18 protein-coding genes are annotated in these 19,346 nt (G+C 53.7%); 11 read left to right on the top strand and 7 right to left on the bottom strand.

From position 1 onward, the window contains the following. Positions 1–23: 23 nt before the first annotated feature. The gene (gene osmF, locus I2123_RS08790; protein WP_213052227.1) at positions 24–959 is read right to left on the bottom strand and encodes a glycine betaine ABC transporter substrate-binding protein OsmF; all 936 of its coding nucleotides are present in this window, start codon (positions 957–959) and stop codon (positions 24–26) included. A gap of 352 nt (positions 960–1,311) precedes the next feature. On the opposite strand from osmF, the gene I2123_RS08785 reads away from it, so the two are divergent. Next, on the top strand, positions 1,312–2,820 hold the full coding sequence (locus I2123_RS08785) for an MFS transporter (protein ID WP_112167400.1): 1,509 nt from the start codon (positions 1,312–1,314) through the stop codon (positions 2,818–2,820). 148 nt (positions 2,821–2,968) lie between these two features. On the opposite strand, the gene I2123_RS08780 is transcribed toward I2123_RS08785, so the two are convergent. Both I2123_RS08780 and I2123_RS08775 read right to left on the bottom strand, forming a co-directional pair. After that, a complete protein-coding gene (locus I2123_RS08780) occupies positions 2,969–4,075 on the bottom strand; it encodes a suppressor of fused domain protein (RefSeq protein WP_213052226.1) in 1,107 nt (368 codons plus the stop codon). A 141-nt stretch (positions 4,076–4,216) separates the two neighbouring features. Beyond that, positions 4,217–5,113 carry a LysR family transcriptional regulator gene (locus I2123_RS08775; RefSeq protein WP_112167050.1) on the bottom strand — a complete coding sequence of 299 codons (897 nt, stop codon included), beginning with the start codon at positions 5,111–5,113 and terminating at the stop codon, positions 4,217–4,219. 179 nt (positions 5,114–5,292) lie between these two features. Here I2123_RS08775 and I2123_RS08770 point away from each other — a divergent pair, with 179 nt between their 5' ends. The 3 genes from I2123_RS08770 (at position 5,293) to abgT (ending at position 9,677) form a co-directional block, all read left to right on the top strand. Then, the gene (locus I2123_RS08770) at positions 5,293–6,609 is read left to right on the top strand and encodes an amidohydrolase (protein WP_213052225.1); all 1,317 of its coding nucleotides are present in this window, start codon (positions 5,293–5,295) and stop codon (positions 6,607–6,609) included. Next, positions 6,609–8,060, top strand: coding sequence for a M20 family metallopeptidase (locus I2123_RS08765; RefSeq protein WP_213052487.1), 1,452 nt, complete (start codon positions 6,609–6,611; stop codon positions 8,058–8,060). Before I2123_RS08770 ends, I2123_RS08765 begins: the two co-directional genes overlap by 1 nt. Before the next feature lie 93 nt (positions 8,061–8,153). Further along, entirely contained in the window at positions 8,154–9,677 is a 1,524-nt protein-coding gene (gene abgT, locus I2123_RS08760; RefSeq protein ID WP_213052224.1) for a p-aminobenzoyl-glutamate transporter, read from the top strand. Between the two features lie 5 nt (positions 9,678–9,682). Here abgT and I2123_RS08755 read toward each other — a convergent pair whose 3' ends face one another. Both I2123_RS08755 and I2123_RS08750 read right to left on the bottom strand, forming a co-directional pair. Beyond that, positions 9,683–10,564 (bottom strand): oxygenase MpaB family protein, encoded by an 882-nt coding sequence (locus tag I2123_RS08755; RefSeq protein WP_213052223.1) that lies wholly within the window; start codon positions 10,562–10,564, stop codon positions 9,683–9,685. A gap of 3 nt (positions 10,565–10,567) precedes the next feature. Beyond that, the gene (locus I2123_RS08750; protein ID WP_213052222.1) at positions 10,568–11,227 is read right to left on the bottom strand and encodes a TetR/AcrR family transcriptional regulator; all 660 of its coding nucleotides are present in this window, start codon (positions 11,225–11,227) and stop codon (positions 10,568–10,570) included. Between the two features lie 218 nt (positions 11,228–11,445). Between I2123_RS08750 and I2123_RS08745 the strand changes: the two genes are divergently transcribed. The 5 genes from I2123_RS08745 (at position 11,446) to I2123_RS08725 (ending at position 14,692) form a co-directional block, all read left to right on the top strand. After that, on the top strand, positions 11,446–11,703 hold the full coding sequence (locus I2123_RS08745; RefSeq protein WP_213052221.1) for a hypothetical protein: 258 nt from the start codon (positions 11,446–11,448) through the stop codon (positions 11,701–11,703). A 445-nt stretch (positions 11,704–12,148) separates the two neighbouring features. Further along, entirely contained in the window at positions 12,149–12,406 is a 258-nt protein-coding gene (bhsA, locus tag I2123_RS08740; protein ID WP_213052220.1) for a multiple stress resistance protein BhsA, read from the top strand. Positions 12,407–12,573: 167 nt separating this feature from the next. Beyond that, complete coding sequence (gene bhsA, locus I2123_RS08735) at positions 12,574–12,831, top strand: multiple stress resistance protein BhsA (RefSeq protein WP_112167034.1); 258 nt, start codon at positions 12,574–12,576, stop codon at positions 12,829–12,831. 151 nt (positions 12,832–12,982) lie between these two features. Further along, entirely contained in the window at positions 12,983–13,240 is a 258-nt protein-coding gene (bhsA, locus tag I2123_RS08730) for a multiple stress resistance protein BhsA (RefSeq protein WP_112167397.1), read from the top strand. A 243-nt stretch (positions 13,241–13,483) separates the two neighbouring features. Continuing rightward, positions 13,484–14,692, top strand: coding sequence for an MFS transporter (locus I2123_RS08725; protein WP_213052219.1), 1,209 nt, complete (start codon positions 13,484–13,486; stop codon positions 14,690–14,692). Between the two features lie 52 nt (positions 14,693–14,744). On the opposite strand, the gene ddlA is transcribed toward I2123_RS08725, so the two are convergent. Both ddlA and I2123_RS08715 read right to left on the bottom strand, forming a co-directional pair. Continuing rightward, positions 14,745–15,842, bottom strand: a complete 1,098-nt coding sequence (gene ddlA / locus I2123_RS08720; protein WP_213052218.1) for a D-alanine--D-alanine ligase — start codon at positions 15,840–15,842, stop codon at positions 14,745–14,747. A gap of 60 nt (positions 15,843–15,902) precedes the next feature. Beyond that, positions 15,903–16,232 carry a DHCW motif cupin fold protein gene (locus I2123_RS08715; RefSeq protein ID WP_112167028.1) on the bottom strand — a complete coding sequence of 110 codons (330 nt, stop codon included), beginning with the start codon at positions 16,230–16,232 and terminating at the stop codon, positions 15,903–15,905. 360 nt (positions 16,233–16,592) lie between these two features. On the opposite strand from I2123_RS08715, the gene I2123_RS08710 reads away from it, so the two are divergent. Together I2123_RS08710 and I2123_RS08705 are read left to right on the top strand one after the other, a co-directional pair. Further along, positions 16,593–17,972, top strand: a complete 1,380-nt coding sequence (locus tag I2123_RS08710) for an NAD-dependent succinate-semialdehyde dehydrogenase (protein WP_213052217.1) — start codon at positions 16,593–16,595, stop codon at positions 17,970–17,972. 188 nt (positions 17,973–18,160) lie between these two features. Beyond that, the gene (locus tag I2123_RS08705) at positions 18,161–19,282 is read left to right on the top strand and encodes a ribosomal protein uL16 3-hydroxylase (protein ID WP_213052216.1); all 1,122 of its coding nucleotides are present in this window, start codon (positions 18,161–18,163) and stop codon (positions 19,280–19,282) included. Positions 19,283–19,346: the final 64 nt, after the last annotated feature.

Below are 19,346 nucleotides of genomic sequence, written 5' to 3'. Positions count from 1 at the left end.
GTGCTCAGGGCGTCACTGCCCGATTATTTTTTAACGAAACCCTTTTCCTGCAAATACTTCGCCGCAACTTTCTTCGCATCCTGGCCGCCGACTGCGATTTTCGCATTCAGCGTTTGCAGCGTTTTGGTATCCAGTGATGCAAAGACAGGTTTGAGCAGCGTTGGGATGTTCGGATGCGCTTTCAGCGCCGCTTCACGAATGATAGGCGCTGGCGCGTAGATAGGCTGAACGCCTTGCGGATCTTCCAGCGTTTGCAGGCCAAGCGCCGCCACCGGGCCGTCAGTCCCGTAGGCCATTGCCGCATTCACGCCGGACGTTTTCTCCGCCGCAGCTTTGATGGTCACCGCCGTATCGCCGCCTGCTAATGACAGCAGCTGTGCCTGATTGAGCTTGAAACCGTAGGCATTTTCAAACGCCGGTAAAGCATCCGGACGTTCGATAAATTCCGCCGACGCGGCCAGTTTGAAATCGCCGCCAGTGCTGATGTATTTGCCTAAGTCGGCCAGGGATTTCAGGCCATGGGCGCTCGCCACGTCGTTACGCACCGCGATGGTCCAGGTGTTATTGGCCGGAGACGGATCGAGCCAGACGATTTTATTTTGGTCGTAATCAAGCTTTTTGACTTTATCAAAACCGGCCTGTGCATTTTTCCAGGCGGGATCTTTATCGTCCGAGAAGAAGAATGCGCCGTTACCGGTGTATTCTGGGTAGATATCAATCTCACCGGCAGTGATCGCCCCGCGCACGACCTTGGTCGTCCCCAGTTGCAGTTTATTGGTGGTCTTGATGCCGTTGGCTTCCAGCACCTGAATGATGATGTTACCGAGCAGCGAGCCTTCGGTATCAATTTTCGAGCCGACGCGAACCGTGTCATCCGCTGCGTGCGCGGTGAAGCTCATCGCCGACAGCGCCAGCATTGCTGCGGTCAGCCCCCGCATACGCCCTGTTAATGCAGTCATGGTCAGTCCTCTTTTTGATTTTTTTCGATTTATGTCGCCGGGCGACGGTCTTTCAAACTCGCTTTCATCAGTGAAAACAGCGTGCTAACAAGGATAGTTCAATTTTAGGTAAGAAGTCTGATGGTCAGCTATAAAAGCAGGAGATGCGGGCGGTGGGAAATACGGATATGTGCGGAGTTAATCTGCGAAATGGATAATGCGGGCAACGCTGCGGGCGTATATCACGCCCGGTCTTAGATCGCTTTGTTTTAAGTTATAGCCATTTGATTTCATTTCTCAGGTAATCAGGACTTGTGACGGGCATCACGTCGCCTCTATGCTGGTTTTTTTGTCAAAAAGCGTAAACACAATAATGTCTGATTCTATTGCGGCCTCAAATGCTGCTTCTTCAGGGAGCTTCAGCGCGGCGGATGCGGCGTCTGATCAACCGGTGGTGATTCGTTCCGCCTCCGATATTACTCAGTTAGTGAACCGCGGCGCTGCCAAACTCAGCGACGCGCGTGTCGTTATCGCCATTGCGCTGGGAGGCGTTTTCCTCGACGCCTATGACCTCGGTGCGCTGGCCTTCGGGATGAAAGATATTACCCGCCAGTTCGGGTTATCTCCTTCCGGCGCAGGATTTGTGGCGTCGGCGATCACCTTCGGGGCGATTGTCGGGGCGTTGCTGGGAGGCTATCTGACCGACAAAATAGGCCGCTACCGCGTATTCATGGCCGATATGTTCTTCTTCGTGATCGCCGCGCTGGCGTGTGCGTTTGCGCCGAACGAATGGGTGCTCGGCGGGTCACGATTTGTGATGGGACTGGGCGTGGGGATCGACCTGCCGGTGGCGATGGCGTTTCTGGCCGAGTTTTCCAAACTTCAGGGCCGCGGCAATAAAGCATCGCGCGTGGCGATGTGGTGCCCGACATGGTACGCGGCAATCAGTATTTCTTATCTGCTGGTTCTGTTGCTGTACGCCGTGCTGCCCGCCACGCACACCGACTGGCTGTGGCGTCTGATCCTCGGTTTCGGTGCGGTACCGGCGATTCTCATCATCGCTATCCGCCATCGTTACATGAACGAATCTCCGGTCTGGGCTGCCAATCAGGGAGATTTGCAGGGCGCGGCGGCGATTCTGCGCAAGTCCTACAATATCAATGCAGTAGTCGCGGACGATGCCGATAAAACGCCGCAGGTGAAAGTGCGTAAAGCCGCATGGCGTAATTACGGCACGCTTTTACAGGGGGTCTATCTGCGCCGCACCGTGCTGGCAACCGTCACTGCCGTGGCGTCATCATTTGCCTATAACGCTGTGGCATTCGGGCTACCGGTTATCCTGTCGAGTTTCCTTCAGCAGTCGATGATCAGCACTATCCTGTTCTCACTCGGTCTGAACCTGTGCTTCGCCTTTGTCGGCGGGCTGATTGCAGTGCGCTACGTGTCTAAATTCGGCGCGTGGAAGATGACTTACGCCGGTTACGCCTGCCAGCTGGTTGCGATGATCGGTCTGGCGGTCGTGGGCCGCCCTGCCGATGGTGGTGAAGCAGCCATCTCCATCGCGATGCTGGCACTGTTCCTGTTCGGTCAGGGCTTTGGTCCGGGCTCGCACACCATGACGTTCGCGTCGCTCAGCTATCCGACGTCGCTGCGCGGTATGGGGGTGGGTTTCAACCAGACGCTGATGCGCAGCTCTTCCACCCTGTCGCTGTTCCTCTTCCCTGTTTTATCCGCTGCGCTGGGAACCGGGGTGTTTTGGGTTATTGCACTGGCGCCGCTGGCGGGCTTAATCGTGCTGACGGCGATACGGTGGGAACCCTCGGGGTATGATGTGGATGCTGAGGATTTTCAACAGGAAAATAAACCGGGGGCAGCGGTTTAATCGCTTACACAAGGGCACATTCTGTTGTTTTGGATGTGCGGCAAAATCTTATGCTTGCTCCTCCCCCTGCTAAGGGGGGAGGTCTGTTAGCGCACGATAACGCTTTGTTTGGACCTTAATACCCCACACCAATCCTGACTTTGTCGCATCACACCACTGCGCCACGCGGAGCAAACACATATCCCACGCCATTTTCAATCAGCGCCGCCACCAGCTCGATGCCTCCGTTAGGCCTGGCCTGTGAAAATGCCAGCTCACTGTCGAATACCGGTGACACCCAAAACTGATTCACCCGATCCCCATACACTTTAGGCAGACGCATTTTATCGGCAGGACCGCACAGGGCGGAAGAAATGACATGGCCTTCAAAGCCCAGCGGGGCCATCGGCGACATCAGCGTGTGGCCTTCACCCAGCCAGCTCAGGGTGGTCCAGGGCACCTGTGCGTAACCTGAAAGCGCGCTGGCCATCTGCACCGCGTGCTCCTCGCTCACATATTCTTTGCCGACGGAAAACGCCAGTTCGATACGGCGATGTTTGTCGGCGTCATCATTAAAAATAATGTCGATTTGCGGCATCGGACGGATACTCATGCCGACGGTGAAGAAATAATAATTCTCTTCATCTTCATGCTGGGAAATTGCCATCGGCGGCCAGCTGCCCTGATTGATCAGATAATATTTCACCGACGGGCCGTAACGGTCTTCATACGATTCCAGCAGACTGCGCTGAATTTTCGGCCATGGATTGCTGAATTCATTTTGCCAGTCGCGCCAGAACAGACGCGTCTTTTCCGCCAGTTCGCACTGCGTGTTGGTCGAGGCGGAGCCCAGCGGAAAGGTCAGCGGATTTTCTTTGATACATCCGGCGGAATAACACACCGAGTGATCGATATACAAACTCCAGCCGGGAATGACCGCCAGCAGCAAGCCCTGATACCACAACGCCGCACCATCATCGCTTTCATTCCATAAGATCTGAATCTGCGACGGATCCAGCGGCGCTTCGCCTTCCAGATTTCGACAATACTGCGCGGCAAGCATCGGCGAGATGCCGTGCTCCATCGCTTCATTGTCATCATGCAACGGCGCGGGCACAAGATTACGCACCCAGCAGGCGCGCATTTTCGGAAAACGGTCGCGCAAATCCTCACGGGCGAATATGTAGAAATACACCACGCGGTTGTCCTGCTCGACCAGCGCGGTCAGGGTTTGTTTGTCGTTGCTGATTTCAGCAACAATATCGGACTGGCGCATATGACCTCGGCAATATTAGGAAGCTTATTATTCCCTGTGATGGCCAGTGTAGAACGTATAAGCAATGACGATAACGGGCAATATTCCCAAAAATCCCCGATAAATCATCAAAACGCGCGCTTTTTTAGCAAAACGATACCGTTATCGACAATACAGCCGGAACAGCTGCGCCAGATAAGCCGCCATCGGTGTCAGTGTGGTATCACGTCGCTGAATGAGATAGAAGGTTGCCGTGGGCAGGGGCAGATCGAGATCAAGTGCCACCAGGCTCTGACCGATCACCGGATCGTTAATGACATCCACCGACAATACGCTGAGAAAATCCGTTTTGGCGATGAGACTGGTGCAGGACATAAACGTCTCGCAAATCACGCTGATGTTGGGCTCGGCGTCCATGTCGCGGAACACTTCGCTGAGCAATTTGTAATAACTTCCGCGTGGCGTCGGCAGCGTCCAGTCACAGTGCAACAACTCTTTCATCGAGCGCGCATTTTCCATCGGGTGACCGCGCCTTGCGACTACTCGATATTCTTTATCCATAAGTTTTTCATATAACAGTTCGTTATCAAAGGGGCCCTGATAATACGTATTCACCGTAAAATCCAGCTCGCCCTGACGCAGTTCGGGGATCATCGAAACCAGCTGACCTTCGGCGATACGCACCTTCATATTGGGGAATTCGCGGTGAAAGCGGTCGATCACTTCCGGCATAATAGTGCGCGCGATGCTGGCACCCACACCGATATTTACCCTCCCGCTGGTGGCGCCGAGGCGCTGGGCAATATCCTCCTGCGCCACGCGCAACTCCTCCAAAATCAGGCTGGCACGCTTAAAAAACGCTTCGCCACAATCAGTTAGTGTCACGCCCTGACGGCGGCGGACGAACAATCTCGCGCCAAGACTTTCTTCCAGCTCTTTAATCGATTTGGTCAGCGCGGGCTGTGAAAGCGCCATCACCCGGCTGGCCGCGCGAATACTGCCATGTCGCGCCACGGACACAAACGCCCGCAGCTGATGCATTTTTATTTGTGATGGCATAAGTCTCTTTGATAACCCCTGATTATCACTAAGAAGATTTTGGCATCTTATATGCCCTGATTGCTTTATGTACATTGAAAATCACATAAGGCCAGTCGAGCCCCTTCCAGAGTGAGGTTTCCTCCTTTCTGCCTCCCCGCAGAAAGCCTGCATATCTGTAAAAAAAAAGAGAGTCCGTGATGGTAAATGAGATTTCTGAACGTGTTGAACAGCTGTTCCCTGCCCTGCAACAACAACGTCGTGACCTGCATAAATATGCCGAATCCGGCTGGCTGGAATTTCGTACCTCCACGCTGGTTGCTGACCGGCTGGAAAAACTCGGTTACACGCTGAAGCTGGGTAAAGACGTGATCGACGCCGGTTCACGAATGGGGCTGCCCTCTGCCGCCGTTCTGGCAGAGCAAGAACAGCGTGCGCTGGAACAGGGGGCGATTGCCCGCTGGATGCCGCATTTCTCGGGCGGTTTCACCGGCATTGTCGCCACGCTGGAAACCGGTCGCCCCGGCCCGGTGATGGGGTTTCGTGTGGACATGGACGCACTGGATTTATTCGAAGTGCTCGAAGAAGAGCATCGCCCGTTCCGCGAAGGGTTTGCCTCAACCAATAACGGCATGATGCACGCCTGCGGTCACGACGGACACACCACTATCGGGCTGGGTCTGGCGGAAGTGCTGATGCAAATGCGCGACCGGCTTTGCGGCACTATCAAACTGATTTTCCAGCCTGCCGAAGAAGGCACGCGCGGCGCCAAATCGATGGTCGCAGCGGGCGTGGTCGATGACGTCGATTTCTTCACGGCGGTACACATCGGCACCGGCGTTCCGGCTAATCACATTGTTTGCGGCAACGACACCTTTATGGCGACCACCAAACTGGATGTGCAATTCACCGGCGTGGCATCGCATGCGGGCGGCAAGCCGGAAGAGGGCCGTAACGCCCTGCTGGCCGCAGCGCAGGCAACGCTCGGTTTACACGCCATTGCGCGCCACAGCGGCGGCAGCTCAAGGGTCAACGTCGGCGTGTTGCAGGCCGGTACTGGCCGAAATGTGATCGCGTCCAGCGCGATGATGAAAGTCGAAACGCGTGGTTCGACCAATGAGGTCAACGAATTCATTTATCAGCAGGCGCTGAAAGTAATTTCCGGCGCAGCGGAAATGCATCAGGTGAAATTCGACATCAAACTGATGGGCGCGGCACAGAGCAGTACGCCTACGGCAGCCTGGGTGAAATACATCCACCGTCAGGCGGAAAAACTCGGTGAGTTCGACACCATCATCGACCGTCAGGAAGGCGCGGCGGGTTCCGAGGACGCGACCTACATGATGGAACGCGTCAAGGCGCGCGGCGGCGAAGCCTCTTACGTGATTTTCGGCACCGACCTTAGCGCGGGTCATCACAATGAGCTGTTTGATTTCGACGAAAAAGTGATGGCGCAGGGCATCAAAACGCTGGCCGCCCTGGCGTTAAACATCGCTGAATTCGAAGGAGAAAAATGATGGCAGATCAGCATATCGTTAATTTCATCAACGACTTTATGGATAACCAGCAGCCGTCGCTGGCGCAAATCAGTGATGCCATCTGGGACACCCCGGAAACGCGCTTTTCCGAATCCGTTTCCTCAGCCTTACTGGCCGACAAACTCGAAGCCAGCGGATTTACGCTGGAGCGCAGCGTCGGCGGCATGGACACAGCATTTATCGCCAGTTTCGGCAGCGGTAAACCGGTTATCGCCCTGCTCGGCGAATTCGATGCGCTGGCCGGGCTTAGCCAGAAAGCCGGATGCGACAGCCCGCAGCCGCTGGTGGAAAACGGCAACGGCCACGGCTGCGGCCATAATCTGCTCGGCACCGCGGCGCTCGGCGGCGCACTGGCGGTAAAAGCCTGGATGGAGCGCGAAAATCTTGCTGGCACGGTACGCTTTTACGGCTGTCCGGGCGAAGAAGGCGGGTCAGGCAAAACCTTTATGGCGCGCGAAGGCTTGTTTGATGACGTCGATGCCGCGCTGACCTGGCACCCGGAAACCTACAGCGGCATGTTCAGCAACCAGACGCTGGCCAACATTCAGGCATCGTTCAGCTTTAAAGGCGTGTCCTCACACGCCGCCGCTGCGCCGCATCTCGGACGCAGCGCGCTCGATGCCCTGACGCTGATGAATACCGGCGCTAACTTCCTGCGTGAGCACATCATTCAGGAAGCGCGGTTGCATTACGCCATCACCAACGCGGGTGGAATTTCGCCGAACGTCGTACAAGCCGATGCCGAGGTGCTGTATCTGGTGCGCGCACCGCAGATGGATCAGGCGCAGGCGATTTTTGACCGCGTGGTGGATATTGCCAAAGGCGCGGCACTGATGACCGGGACCACCATGTCGATGCGCTTTGATAAAGCCTGTTCGAATTATGTGCCGAACCGCACGCTCGAAAGCGCGATGTATCAGTACGTGCAGGCCTTCGGCACGCCGCAATATACCGATGAAGAGCGGACGTTTGCGGCCTCGATTCATGCCACGCTGACGGAACACGACATCGATAACAATCTGCTGAATATCTCGCGCACCAGCGGCGCGGAAGGCATGGCGTTCGCCGAAACGCTGCGCACCTCGGCACTAACCGATGCCGTCGCACCTTACGCGCCGAATAACAATATCTTGTACGGCTCAACGGACGTCGGCGATGTCAGCTGGCTGGTGCCGACGGCGCAATGCTTCAGCCCGTGCTTTGCGGTCGGTTCGCCGCTGCACACCTGGCAAATAGTCTCTCAGGGGCGCACGTCCATCGCCCACAAAGGCATGTGCCTGGCGGCCAAAGTCATGTCCTCCACCGCCATCGCCCTGTTCACTCAGCCGGATTTGCTCGCCGCCTGCCAGAAAGAGCGCGACGCGTTGCGCATCCGCCGCCCCTATCACTGCCCTATCCCGGCCGGGGTAAAACCTTCGCCGTTGAAATAAATCTTTGGTAAGTCCACCGCTCCTCCGCGCCCCGTTCCGGCGTGGAGGAGCGGAATAAATATAAAAAAAGTCAACACAACAGAGGGTAAAACGATGAGTGTAGATGCACAGGAAAGCGGCCAAAGCCCGGGGGGATTTCTTCAGTGGGTTGAACGTGTGGGGAATAAAATTCCTAACCCATTTTTACTGTTTGTTTATCTGATTGCGGTGCTGATGATCGCCAGTGCGGTGATTTCATGGCTGAATATTACGGCGGTGAACCCCAGCAACGGTGAAATCATTCACGTTAAAAATCTGCTGAGTGTGGAAGGTATTCAGTGGATTTTGCCGAACGTCATCAAGAACTTCAGCGGGTTTACGCCGCTCGGCTCAATTCTGGCGCTGGTGATTGGCGCAGGTCTGGCAGAGCGCGTCGGGCTGCTGCAAAGCCTGATGTACAAAATGGCCTCGAAAGTCAGCGCCCGCTACGCCAGTTATATGGTGATTTTTATCGCCTTCTTCAGCCATATATCATCCGATGCGGCGCTGGTGGTGATGCCGCCGCTGGGTGCGCTGATTTTTCTCGCGGTCGGGCGTCATCCGGTCGCCGGTTTATTGGCGGCTATTGCGGGCGTCGGTTGCGGTTTTACGGCTAATTTACTGATTGTTACCACCGACGTGCTGCTGTCTGGCCTGAGTACCGAAGCGGCGAAAGCAATCAATCCGGCGGTGCAGGTCAGCGTGATCGACAACTGGTACTTTATGGCTGCTTCGGTGATTTTGCTGACTATTGTCGGGGCCGTCCTTACCGATAAATTCGTAGAACCGCGCCTGCCGGTGTACCACGGCGAGCGCAACGACGAGATGAAAAAACTGACACCGCTGCAAAATCGCGGGCTGATGGCGAGCGGTATCGCGGCGCTGGTGTTCATCGGGCTGGTGGCTTTGCTGGTGGTGCCGGAAGCGGCGCCGCTGCGCAATCCAAAAACCGGCGGCATCATCCCCTCGCCGTTTATTCAGGGCATTGTCCCGCTGATCATTTTGTTCTTCTTCGTGATTTCGGTGCCTTACGGCATGGTGACAAAACAGATCCGCAGCGCCAGCGACGTGCCGGATTTGCTGGTCGACCCGATGAAATCAATGGCTGGCTTTATCGTGATGATTTTTCCTCTCTCCCAGTTTGTGGCGTTTTTTAACTGGAGCAATATGGGGAAATTTATGGCGATCGGGCTGACGGACGTGCTGGAAAATCTCGGCATGACCGGTATTCCGGCGTTCCTCGGACTGATTTTCCTGTCGGCATTGCTGTGTATGTTTATCGCCAGCGGCTCGGCGATCTGGTCGATTCTCGCGCCGATTTTTGTGCCGATGTTTATGCTGCTCGGCTTCCATCCGGCGTTCGCACAGATTGTTTTTCGCGTCGCCGATTCCTCGGTGATCCCGCTGGCGCCGATGTCGCCGTTTGTACCGCTGTTCCTCGGTTTCCTCCAGAGGTACAACAAAGAGGCGAAGCTCGGCACCTATTATTCGCTGGTGCTGCCGTATCCAATTGTGTTTTTCGTGGTGTGGTTGCTGATGCTGATGGGCTGGTATCTGCTGGGTTTACCGATAGGACCCGGCGTCTATCCGCATTTGTAACTGAATTACAAACGGCCCATCCGGCGCATGGCGCGGTGCCATGATCCGTTACGCACCGCCCAGCGCAATAAGCGCGCGATGCGGCGGGTACCAAAACGGACTAATTGGCGTTTCAACGGGGAAAGGGAAATCCCCAGCTGTTTTGACGCCCACTCAGGCAGAAGATCGACACCCGCCTGAATCAGCAGGCGACCTGCCGGTTTCGCCAGACGGCTTGGCGCGGGCGCGTTTTGCAATAATCTCACCACTTCCAGTGTGCGCTCGTCACAGCGCAGCTGCGCACGCATCGCCTGAAAATAGGCTTCGACCGCCTTTACGTTGTCCGGCACGTTGGCAGAACCAAGACTTTCCGCCACCCGTGCGAATTCCTGATAATAGCGGTTTTGATCCGCCAGACTCAGCGCCGGGTTGCGATAACGCAGATGGGATTGCAGAAAACTGTAGGCTTCGGTGACATGCACCCAGACCAGTAAGTCCGGATCGCTGGCGGCATATGGCGTGCCGTACGCATCGGTGCCGGTCACCCGCAAATGAATGGATTTTACTTTTTCGATTAACGCATTGGCGTCGTTTATCGGCGCAAAAGTCGTGCCGGAGACAAACTGGCTGGTGCGTCGCAGCCGTCCCAGCATGTCTTCGCGAAATGAGGAGTGATCCCAGACACCGGCCAGCGCCAGCGGGTGAAGCATCTGCAACAGCAACGCACTCACGCCGCCGCACAGCATAGACGTGAAATCACCGTGAACCCGCCAGGTTACGCTTTCCGGGCCAAACAGCCCCGGATCACCTGCCGGTTTCTCAAAGTCTATACCGCCCAACGCCAGGCCCGAAATACTCAGCACCTGGCGTTCAATTTTACTTCTTAACAATGTTTTAATGCTCAACATCCGTCAGTGCGCGGCAGTGCTGACAACCGTTGCTCTGCTCAGCTGCGGCCAGATTTTCATCACGACATCAATCAGCTGATTCAGCTCGGCGGCAGTAGCACCGTCACGAGCCTGAACCGAGAAGCCCTGAATGGTGCAGGCGAGGTATTTCGCCAGCAACGCGCTGTCGGTAACCGATGTCAGTTCGCCTGACTGTTTTCTCTTCTCAAAGAACTCGAACAATGAGCGTTCCTGAGAAAGATGGCGTGCGCGCAGCATTTCTGCGATATCCGCGGAGGATGAAGACATCCCGGATGAGGCGCTGATCATAAAGCAACCGCTCGGGGTATCGCAGTCAGTAAACAGTTCTGCGATAGCGCGCAGATACTGACCGATGGTTTCCTCGACGGACAAATCTGTTTTGCTCAATAAACATGAGCTCTTTTCGTAAAAGTTAGTCAGATAATGTTCAACGGCTGCGCGAAATAACCCTTCTTTGTTGCCAAATTCAGCATACAGCGTGGGAGCCTTGGCACCTGTGGCTTCGACCAAATCCGCTAATGACGTGGCCTCATAGCCGTGGCGCCAGAATAAATTCAAGGCCTTGCTCAGAGCAGTTCCACGGTCAAACTGTTTTGGGCGACCGCGACTTTTCCGGACCAAAGCCGTCTGTTCAGTGCTCATACACCCTCCTTCCATCACCATTGTGATTATGGTTGTTAAAACTTTTCGTTATAAATTTTCATGACAAAAATAACTTAACGATCATTATTAAAAATAGTTGCGCATAAGTCCAGCGGAGATTATCATTTAATTATCGAGCGATAAGAAAATCACTCAAACCCGCAAAGCTGCACAAGCTATAAGCGTTTTTACACGGTACAAACCCAGGACGTAACATCATGAGTAATCTTAAAATCCTTCTTGCAGTTCTGGCGTTAACCGCTGTCCCGGTTGCCAATGTTGCCGCACAGCAGGTTATCATGATGCCTTTACTGAGTCAGGAAGTGGCGATGGTCAATGTGACCGGGGACAGTAATTTCTGTAAACCCGGTACCTATGTGAGTAAAAAAGTCTCACAAGGCCGTATCCCGACGTCTCCGACTCAGCCGCCTGCACCTTCAACTTCTGGTCATCAGCCCGCTTCCATTTACTACTAAGGAAGACGGCTACCTGACGGAAGAATGTCAGCGCAGGGATCACGATAAGGCGGCTCTGGTCGCCTTATCTTTTAACGCCACACCCTCTTCTCTCTCTCCTTTAAGAAGATGCCCCAGTTTTAACATCCCCGCCAGTCAGAGCCAATCATTAACTTAGCGATCATTAATGATTCATTCAGCACAAAATTGGATAAGCGATGTTTTATTGGTTAGAGCGAATCATTTTAAAAACACAAAATTAACAGAACCAAAACAAACTCCTCATTTCATGTGACTCACGTCACAGCACAATAAGTTAACGCTCATTAAAAAAACATCTTGCACAAACCGTCGCCAACCTCTAACATTTACTTATCGAACGTTAACTAATAAAAAACGTTCACCCGAAAACTGAGGCTTCTGCATCAGACGCCCCAAACAAAAATGAACGACAGGAACAGACATCATGAAAACCATCGCAATGACCATCGCAGCACTGACACTCGCCACCGTTTCTTTCTCCACTCTGGCCGCGACTGAAGTTCAGTCCGCCCCGGCAGGTCAGCAAGTTGTCGGTACCATCAGTGCTTCTTCAAACGGCAGCCTGAGCACTTTGCAGTCAAAACTGAATGCTAAAGCAACAGAAGCCGGTGCAAGCTCATACCGCATCATTGGTGCTTCCGGTGAAAACCATCTTTACGGTACGGCTGAGCTGTACAAATAAGTATGAAGAACACGTTAGCGAAATGTTCCGCACAATTAGTTAACGATTAGTAAATAAATTAGTTGCACAGAATGTGATCCAGGTCTAAGATTTAATTATCGAACGTTAACAAATAACGTCGGACCTAAAAATCATCTGCTGATAAACAGAATTAAAAGGAAGAAATCATGAAAAACATCACTATGACATTCGCTGCAATCGCCCTTGCTACCGCATCATTCTCGACTCTGGCCGCGACTGAAGTTCAGTCCGCACCAGCCGGTCAGCAAGCCATCGGTGTGGTCAGCGCGACCTCCGGTAACAGCCTGACCAGCCTGCAGAACAAACTGAGTGCAAAAGCCAGTGAAGCCGGTGCAAGTTCTTACCGCATCATCGGTGCTTCCGGTGACAACCATCTGTACGGTACTGCTGAGCTGTACAAATAAGCAGGCAGGACGTAGCAACAAGGGTAAACAGCATTTAATTTATCAATTAATAAATTAAATGTTTGATCGGACAGAAGACAGCTTTGCACATTAAATGAACGTTGATGACAACGCCTGGCAAAGCTTCAAAACACGAATTGAGGAAATTATCATGAAAAATATCACTATGACTCTCGCCGCTCTTGCACTGGCAACCGCTTCATTCTCGACTCTGGCCGCGACAGAAGTTCAGTCCGCACCAGCCGGTCAGCAAGCGATTGGTGTCGTCAGCGCAACATCAGGTAACAGCCTGACCAGCCTGCAGAACAAACTGAGTGCAAAAGCCAGTGAAGCCGGTGCAAGTTCTTACCGCATTATTGGTGCTTCCGGTGACAACCATCTGTACGGTACTGCTGAGCTGTACAAATAAGTCCGGTTGGCAGTTTAAAGTAGTAAGCAGAAGAGGCGGCATTTGCCGCCTTTTTCGTGTCTGCTGTTTAGAAAAACATCGACAAACTCTCGCAACCTCTTCTGTTTATGCTACATTTTTGTCTTCTCTTTCTAAAAAAGCCCCTTTCCCAATGTAATGATCCTCATCACTGACAGTTTTCTTTCTCCCTGTTGCCTGTGTGCAATGCGGGGTTTCTGTTATTTAAGATGAGAATCTCTCTTCATGAACACGTTACTTATTGCGCTTTTACGCGCATTGCGAAGTCATCGCTGGCTGCGGCTGCTGGGCTGTGCGTTTATTTTGTCGTCTCTGGGAAATGGCCTGACGCAGGTGGTCGTTTTTGGTCAACTGTTACGCTGGAGCGCCTCACCAGCGACACTGACTCTGGCGTACATGCTGGCGATGCTCCCAGGTTTTCTGGGCAGTCTGTGGGGGGAAACCTTATGCCGGAAAATATCCCCAATGAAAATCCTTATCCTTACCGAAGTGCTCGGCCTGCTGGCGCTGGCCATGCCGCTGTACGGTCTTCTTTCGCATAACATTCCGGCATTACTGGCCGTGCAATCCGCAGAAGCGTTATTTAACGGAATGAGTTATCCCGCTCTGACGCTGATATTTAAACGCGGATTACGCCCTGACGAACTGCCCGCCGCCACCGCAATGGAAACGCTAATTTTTGCCTCACAGGTTTTGCTGGGTACCGGCGCAGGCGTTTTGCTGTTTGATGTCCTTTCCCCCCTGAGTTTGCTCGCAATAGATGCGCTGAGTTTTGCAACATCCGCCGGATTACTTTTATGCACTACCGCCGTTTTTAAAACTTTGCATCAGCCAGATGATGCTCAACCGGGGGACGAAAAACTGCGCTGGCAGAATTTATCGCCTTTGCAACGGCGCAGCATTCTGCTTTTACCGGCACTCGCCGCCGTAGGCTCTCCGGCAATGGCACTTTTACCGGCGCTGGCTCAGGAAATCCGACCCGACGCCGCGCCCGGTTTGGCACTGCCACTGCTCTTTGCACGCAGTCTCGGACAACTTTGCGGCCCGCTAATGCTCAGCGCTGACAAGCTCCGGCATTATTCTGGGAGTAACTGGCGATTGTTGTTATGTCTTGGTATTTTTCTCGGATGCTACTTTCTGTTACCCCTGTTCGCAAACTGGCCGGGTATCGGGCTGACGTTAGTATTCAGCGCGCATCTGGCTTCCAATATCGTGTTCGCTCTGGGCACTTTCAGTGTGCTGCGATATTTCCCCGGCGGTCAGGTGGCAACGGCCAGCGCAATGGCCTGGCGGGGACAAGTGCTAATCGCCGCAGTTGTGACAGGACTCGCCGGTTTACTGGCGCAGAATCTGGGTGCAGCGATAGCCCTATACGGAGTTTCCCTTATGAGCCTGATGGTTGTGGCGGTGGTTCTTTGGCGTTATCGCTGGTAATGGAATAAAAAAGGCAGGGATCACTCCCTGCCTTTCATTCATCTGAACCCAATCAGTTCGCCGAGCTTTTCAGCTGGTTATCCTGCTGATACTGCTCCAGCGCCAGTTCAATCAGGCGGGTGATGAGAGAGCTGTAACTCAGGCCGCTGGCTGCCCACAGTTTCGGGTACATACTGATATTGGTGAAGCCCGGCAAGGTGTTGATTTCGTTGATCACTACGTCACCCTCTTCGGTCAGGAAAACATCGACGCGCGCCATACCGCGACATTCCAGAACCTGGAATGCCTGCAGGGCGATAGCACGGATGCGGTCATGCGTTTCCTGTGGCAAATCCGCAGGCACCGCAATTGATGCGCCAGATTCGTTGATGTACTTGGTCTCGTAAGAGTAAAACTCATCATGCAGGATCACCTCGCCACACACGCTGGCCTGCGGATTGTCATTGCCCAGTACTGCGCATTCAATTTCACGGCCTTTGATCGCCGATTCCACCAGCACTTTGTGATCGAAACTGAACGCTTCATCCAGCGCACGCTGGTAAGCCGCTTCGTCGCTCACTTTGCTGACGCCAACCGAAGAGCCCTGATTAGCAGGCTTGATAAACAGCGGAGTGCCGAGTTTTTGTGAGACTTCTGCAAAGGTGTTTTTCTGACGGTTAGTGCGCGTCAGGCAGACGAATGGCGCAACAGATAAACCGGCGTCGCGCAGCAAACGCTTGGTGACATCTTTATCCATGCTGACCGCCGAGCCGAGCACGCCGGAGCCGACAAACGCGATGTTCGCCATACGCAGCAAACCTTGCAATGAGCCATCTTCGCCGAGCGTGCCGTGTACAATCGGGAAAATAACATCCACCTGGGACAAGGCGCTGGCGCTGTGGGTTTCGATCAACTGATTTTCGGTCTGGCCGGGGATCAGTGCGACCTGATTATTCGAGCGGTTCAGGGCAATCAGCGACGGATTCTCAGCATTAATCAGGTAGTTGCTGGCATCATTAATGTGCCATTCGCCCTTCTTATCGATCCCTAACAGCGTGACATCGAACCGCTGCTTATCAATGGCATCGACGATATTTTTCGCCGACTGCAACGACACTTCATGCTCTGCTGATTTACCGCCAAAAATGATGCCTACCCGTAATTTACTCACCTGCTGCTCCTTGCCGCCAGCGTGACGGCTGTCGGCGAAATGTTTCTGTTAACAAGAGATCTAGTCGACGACAAATAATTTCGCGCCCACCGGCGTCGATGAACGATGCGCTTCGGCGTTGTCCGCTACCTGATAACTCATGCCCGGCGAAAGCGTAAAGGTACGCCCGTCCTCCAGACGCGTGTGCAATTCCCCTTCCATGCAAAACAGCACGTGGCCTTTGCTGCACCAGTGATCCGCTTCATAACCGGCGGAATACTCCACAATGCGCACGCGGATATCGCCAAACTTTTGGGTACGCCACAGCGCCATTCCCACATCACCCGGATGTTGAGTCGGCGTGACCTCGCTCCAGTCCGTGGTGCAAAACGGAATCGCATCAAGCTTCATGAGTTTCTCATTGTCGGAAAAGAAGGAAAGCCAGCATAAAAGTGACCGCTAAATTTATCAATCGCTTGCTGAAACAAAAGCGTTGGAAAGAAAACTGCTGGCAGACGAAAAGTTACGTAAAGACGATTAATCTCAGAGACAGGCCACAGCCCGCGCGCCCTGCGGCCTGTGCGCAAGTGATAAAATTGCAGCAAAAGACTGTGTTGCGGAAGGTGTCTGTGCGACAGACTTCACATTTTATCGACTATGCTTATTGTTCGAATGAGACAGCGGAAACAAAACGCAGTAAGGCGTACGCACCTCAATTCCAACGCGCGGCTGATTTTTGAAAGCGGCGCGCCACAAAACAAGGAGCAACACATGCCATATCAAACGATAAATCCGTTCAATAATAAACTCATTAAAGAATACCAGACGCACAACGATAAGCAGGTTGAAGAAGCGCTGGCGACCGCGCATGCCCTGTATAAATCAGACTGGGCGCAAGGTGATATTCAGCAGCGTGTGAAAGTGCTGCATAAGCTTTCAGACATCATGTCGTCGCGCGTCGATGAACTGGCCAAAGTGGTCAGCGTCGAGATGGGTAAACTCATCGAGCAAAGCCGTGGCGAAGTGCAGATTTGTGCTGATATTGCGAAATTCTACGCCGAAAAAGCGGAAGAATTCCTCAAACCGGTGCCGTATAAGTCAGACCTTGGTGAAGCCTGGGTTGAGCACCATCCCATTGGCGTGATCATGGCCGTTGAGCCGTGGAACTTCCCGTTCTACCAGCTGATGCGTGTACTGGCGCCAAATCTGGCTTCCGGTAACAGCGTGATTGTAAAACACGCCAGCATCGTGCCGCACTGCGCGGAAACCTTCGAGAAACTGGTCGCCGAAGCCGGTGCGCCAAAAGGCGCGTATACCAACCTGTTTATTTCACAAGATCAGGTGGCCACCATCATTGATGATGACCGCGTTCAGGGTGTCGCGCTGACCGGTTCGGAAAAGGCCGGTGCGATCGTAGCCGCCCGCGCCGCCGGTAAGCTGAAAAAATCCACGCTGGAACTGGGCGGGAACGACGTGTTTGCCGTACTTGATGATGCGGATATCGACAAAGCGGCGAAAGCCGGTGCGCAGGCGCGAGTCTCCAACGCCGGTCAGGTGTGTACTGCCGCCAAACGTTTCATCATTCATGAAAAAGTGGCCGATGAATTCCTGAAAAAATTCACCGAACACTTCAGGGCACTGAAGATGGGCGATCCGCTGGATAAATCCACCACGCTGGGGCCGTTGTCCTCTGCCGATGCGGTGAAAACATTGAGCAAGCAGGTTGACGATGCCGTGAAACACGGTGCCAAACTGCACTTTGGCGGTAAGAAAGTCTCAGACAATCCGGGTAACTTCTTCGAACCGACAATCCTGACCCACATTACCCGCGATAATCCGGCCTATTTCGAAGAGTTCTTCGGCCCGGTTGCGCAGGTTTATGTGGTGAAAAATGATGAGGAACTGGTGAAACTTGCCAATGACTCACACTACGGCCTCGGTGGTTCGGTCTTCACCAAAGATATGAATCGCGCCCGTAAACTGGCAAGCCAGATTGAAACCGGCATGGTGTACGTTAATTCACCGACAGACACCGCCGCCGAGTTGCCGTTCGGTGGGGTGAAACGCTCCGGTTTTGGCCGTGAGCTGTCAGATTTGGGGATCAAAGAGTTTGTGAACCAAAAACTGGTCGTGCTGGCCGCGAAGTCTTAATCCTCCGCTTTACTCCTCCCCTGCAAAGGGGGAGGCTGGGAGGGGGTATTCTTAATTGATCCCCCTCCTTCCCCCTCTGTCATTCGTTTTATCGTCACCTCATTCCCCAAGCCTTGATTCACAACAAAGCGGCAGGCCTGCGTCCCTCTCTATAATCGAGGCCGTTTGTCTTCCCACTGGTGAATCACATGGCATATGAACTCAATCTCGACTGGCCAGCGTTTTTAGAAAAATACTGGCAGAAACAACCTGTTATCATTAAAAAAGCGTTCAAAAATTTTGTCGATCCGATAACTCCGGATGAGTTAGCAGGCCTGGCGATGGAACCTGAGGTGGACAGCCGTCTGGTCAGCCATGCGAACGGTCTGTGGCAGGCGAGTAACGGACCTTTTGAACATTTCGATAATCTCGGTGAAACCGGCTGGTCCCTGCTGGCTCAGGCCGTTAACCATTGGCATGCACCCTCTGCCGAACTGGTTCGCCCGTTCCGTGTGTTGCCGGACTGGCGTCTTGATGACCTGATGATCTCTTATTCCGTCCCTGGCGGCGGTGTAGGTCCGCACATCGATCAGTACGATGTGTTTATCATTCAGGGGATGGGCAGCCGTCGCTGGCGCGTGGGTGATAAATTGCCTCTCAGGCAGTTCTGCCCGCATCCGGCACTGCTGCACGTTGAACCCTTTACGCCAATCATCGATGAAGATCTTGAGCCGGGCGACATTCTGTATATTCCGCCGGGCTTCCCGCACGACGGGTTTACCCATGAAACCGCGATGAACTATTCCGTCGGTTTCCGTGGCCCGAATACCCGTGATTTCATCAGCAGCTTTGCAGACTATGCATTGGAAAACGATCTGGGTGGCGACCACTACAGCGATCCGGATCTGACGCTTCGCGATCACGTTGGCAAAGTGGAAGAGTATGAGCTTGAGCGCGTACGCAACATGATGCACGAGCTCATCAATCAGCCGGAAGAGTTCAAACAATGGTTTGGGCGTTTCGCCACCACGCCACGTCATGAACTGGATATCGCCCCTGCTGAGCCGCCGTTTGAAGCCCATGAAATCGTCGATGCGCTGATGCAGGGCGACAGCCTGACGCGGCTGAGTGGCCTGCGCGTGCTAAACGTCGGTGGCCGTTTCTTCGTCAACAGCGAAGCACTTGAGACTGAAAATATCGCCGCCGCGGATGCGCTGTGCCGTTACACCCTTATCGGCAAGAAAGAGCTGGGAAATGCGTTGCAGGACCCGGAATTCATCGCCGTGCTCACCGAACTGGTGAATCAGGGTTACTGGTTTTTTGACGATTAATAATCAGCTCTGTTGATAACAATAAAGGCGGCACCCGATGGACGCCGCCTTTTTACTTTCTCTT

Origin of the sequence: Rahnella inusitata (genome assembly GCF_018288855.1) — a bacterium.
Classification (GTDB): domain Bacteria; phylum Pseudomonadota; class Gammaproteobacteria; order Enterobacterales; family Enterobacteriaceae; genus Rahnella; species Rahnella inusitata.
Note: the sequence above shows the minus strand (reverse complement) of the source record. Positions and strands in the feature narration are given on the sequence as shown.

What these genes read in the sequence shown, in the direction of transcription:
- I2123_RS08705 (WP_213052216.1), top strand. Translation starts at nt 18,161, where the DNA reads ATGGCATATGAACTCAATCTCGACTGGCCAGCGTTTTTAGAAAAATAC.
- I2123_RS08785 (WP_112167400.1), top strand. Translation starts at nt 1,312, where the DNA reads ATGTCTGATTCTATTGCGGCCTCAAATGCTGCTTCTTCAGGGAGCTTC.
- I2123_RS08715 (WP_112167028.1), bottom strand. Translation starts at nt 16,232, where the DNA reads ATGAAGCTTGATGCGATTCCGTTTTGCACCACGGACTGGAGCGAGGTC.
- I2123_RS08755 (WP_213052223.1), bottom strand. Translation starts at nt 10,564, where the DNA reads ATGTTGAGCATTAAAACATTGTTAAGAAGTAAAATTGAACGCCAGGTG.
- I2123_RS08780 (WP_213052226.1), bottom strand. Translation starts at nt 4,075, where the DNA reads ATGCGCCAGTCCGATATTGTTGCTGAAATCAGCAACGACAAACAAACC.
- I2123_RS08725 (WP_213052219.1), top strand. Translation starts at nt 13,484, where the DNA reads ATGAACACGTTACTTATTGCGCTTTTACGCGCATTGCGAAGTCATCGC.
- bhsA (WP_112167397.1), top strand. Translation starts at nt 12,983, where the DNA reads ATGAAAAATATCACTATGACTCTCGCCGCTCTTGCACTGGCAACCGCT.
- I2123_RS08710 (WP_213052217.1), top strand. Translation starts at nt 16,593, where the DNA reads ATGCCATATCAAACGATAAATCCGTTCAATAATAAACTCATTAAAGAA.
- abgT (WP_213052224.1), top strand. Translation starts at nt 8,154, where the DNA reads ATGAGTGTAGATGCACAGGAAAGCGGCCAAAGCCCGGGGGGATTTCTT.
- I2123_RS08775 (WP_112167050.1), bottom strand. Translation starts at nt 5,113, where the DNA reads ATGCCATCACAAATAAAAATGCATCAGCTGCGGGCGTTTGTGTCCGTG.
- I2123_RS08765 (WP_213052487.1), top strand. Translation starts at nt 6,609, where the DNA reads ATGGCAGATCAGCATATCGTTAATTTCATCAACGACTTTATGGATAAC.
- bhsA (WP_213052220.1), top strand. Translation starts at nt 12,149, where the DNA reads ATGAAAACCATCGCAATGACCATCGCAGCACTGACACTCGCCACCGTT.
- bhsA (WP_112167034.1), top strand. Translation starts at nt 12,574, where the DNA reads ATGAAAAACATCACTATGACATTCGCTGCAATCGCCCTTGCTACCGCA.
- I2123_RS08745 (WP_213052221.1), top strand. Translation starts at nt 11,446, where the DNA reads ATGAGTAATCTTAAAATCCTTCTTGCAGTTCTGGCGTTAACCGCTGTC.
- I2123_RS08750 (WP_213052222.1), bottom strand. Translation starts at nt 11,227, where the DNA reads ATGAGCACTGAACAGACGGCTTTGGTCCGGAAAAGTCGCGGTCGCCCA.
- osmF (WP_213052227.1), bottom strand. Translation starts at nt 959, where the DNA reads ATGACTGCATTAACAGGGCGTATGCGGGGGCTGACCGCAGCAATGCTG.
- I2123_RS08770 (WP_213052225.1), top strand. Translation starts at nt 5,293, where the DNA reads ATGGTAAATGAGATTTCTGAACGTGTTGAACAGCTGTTCCCTGCCCTG.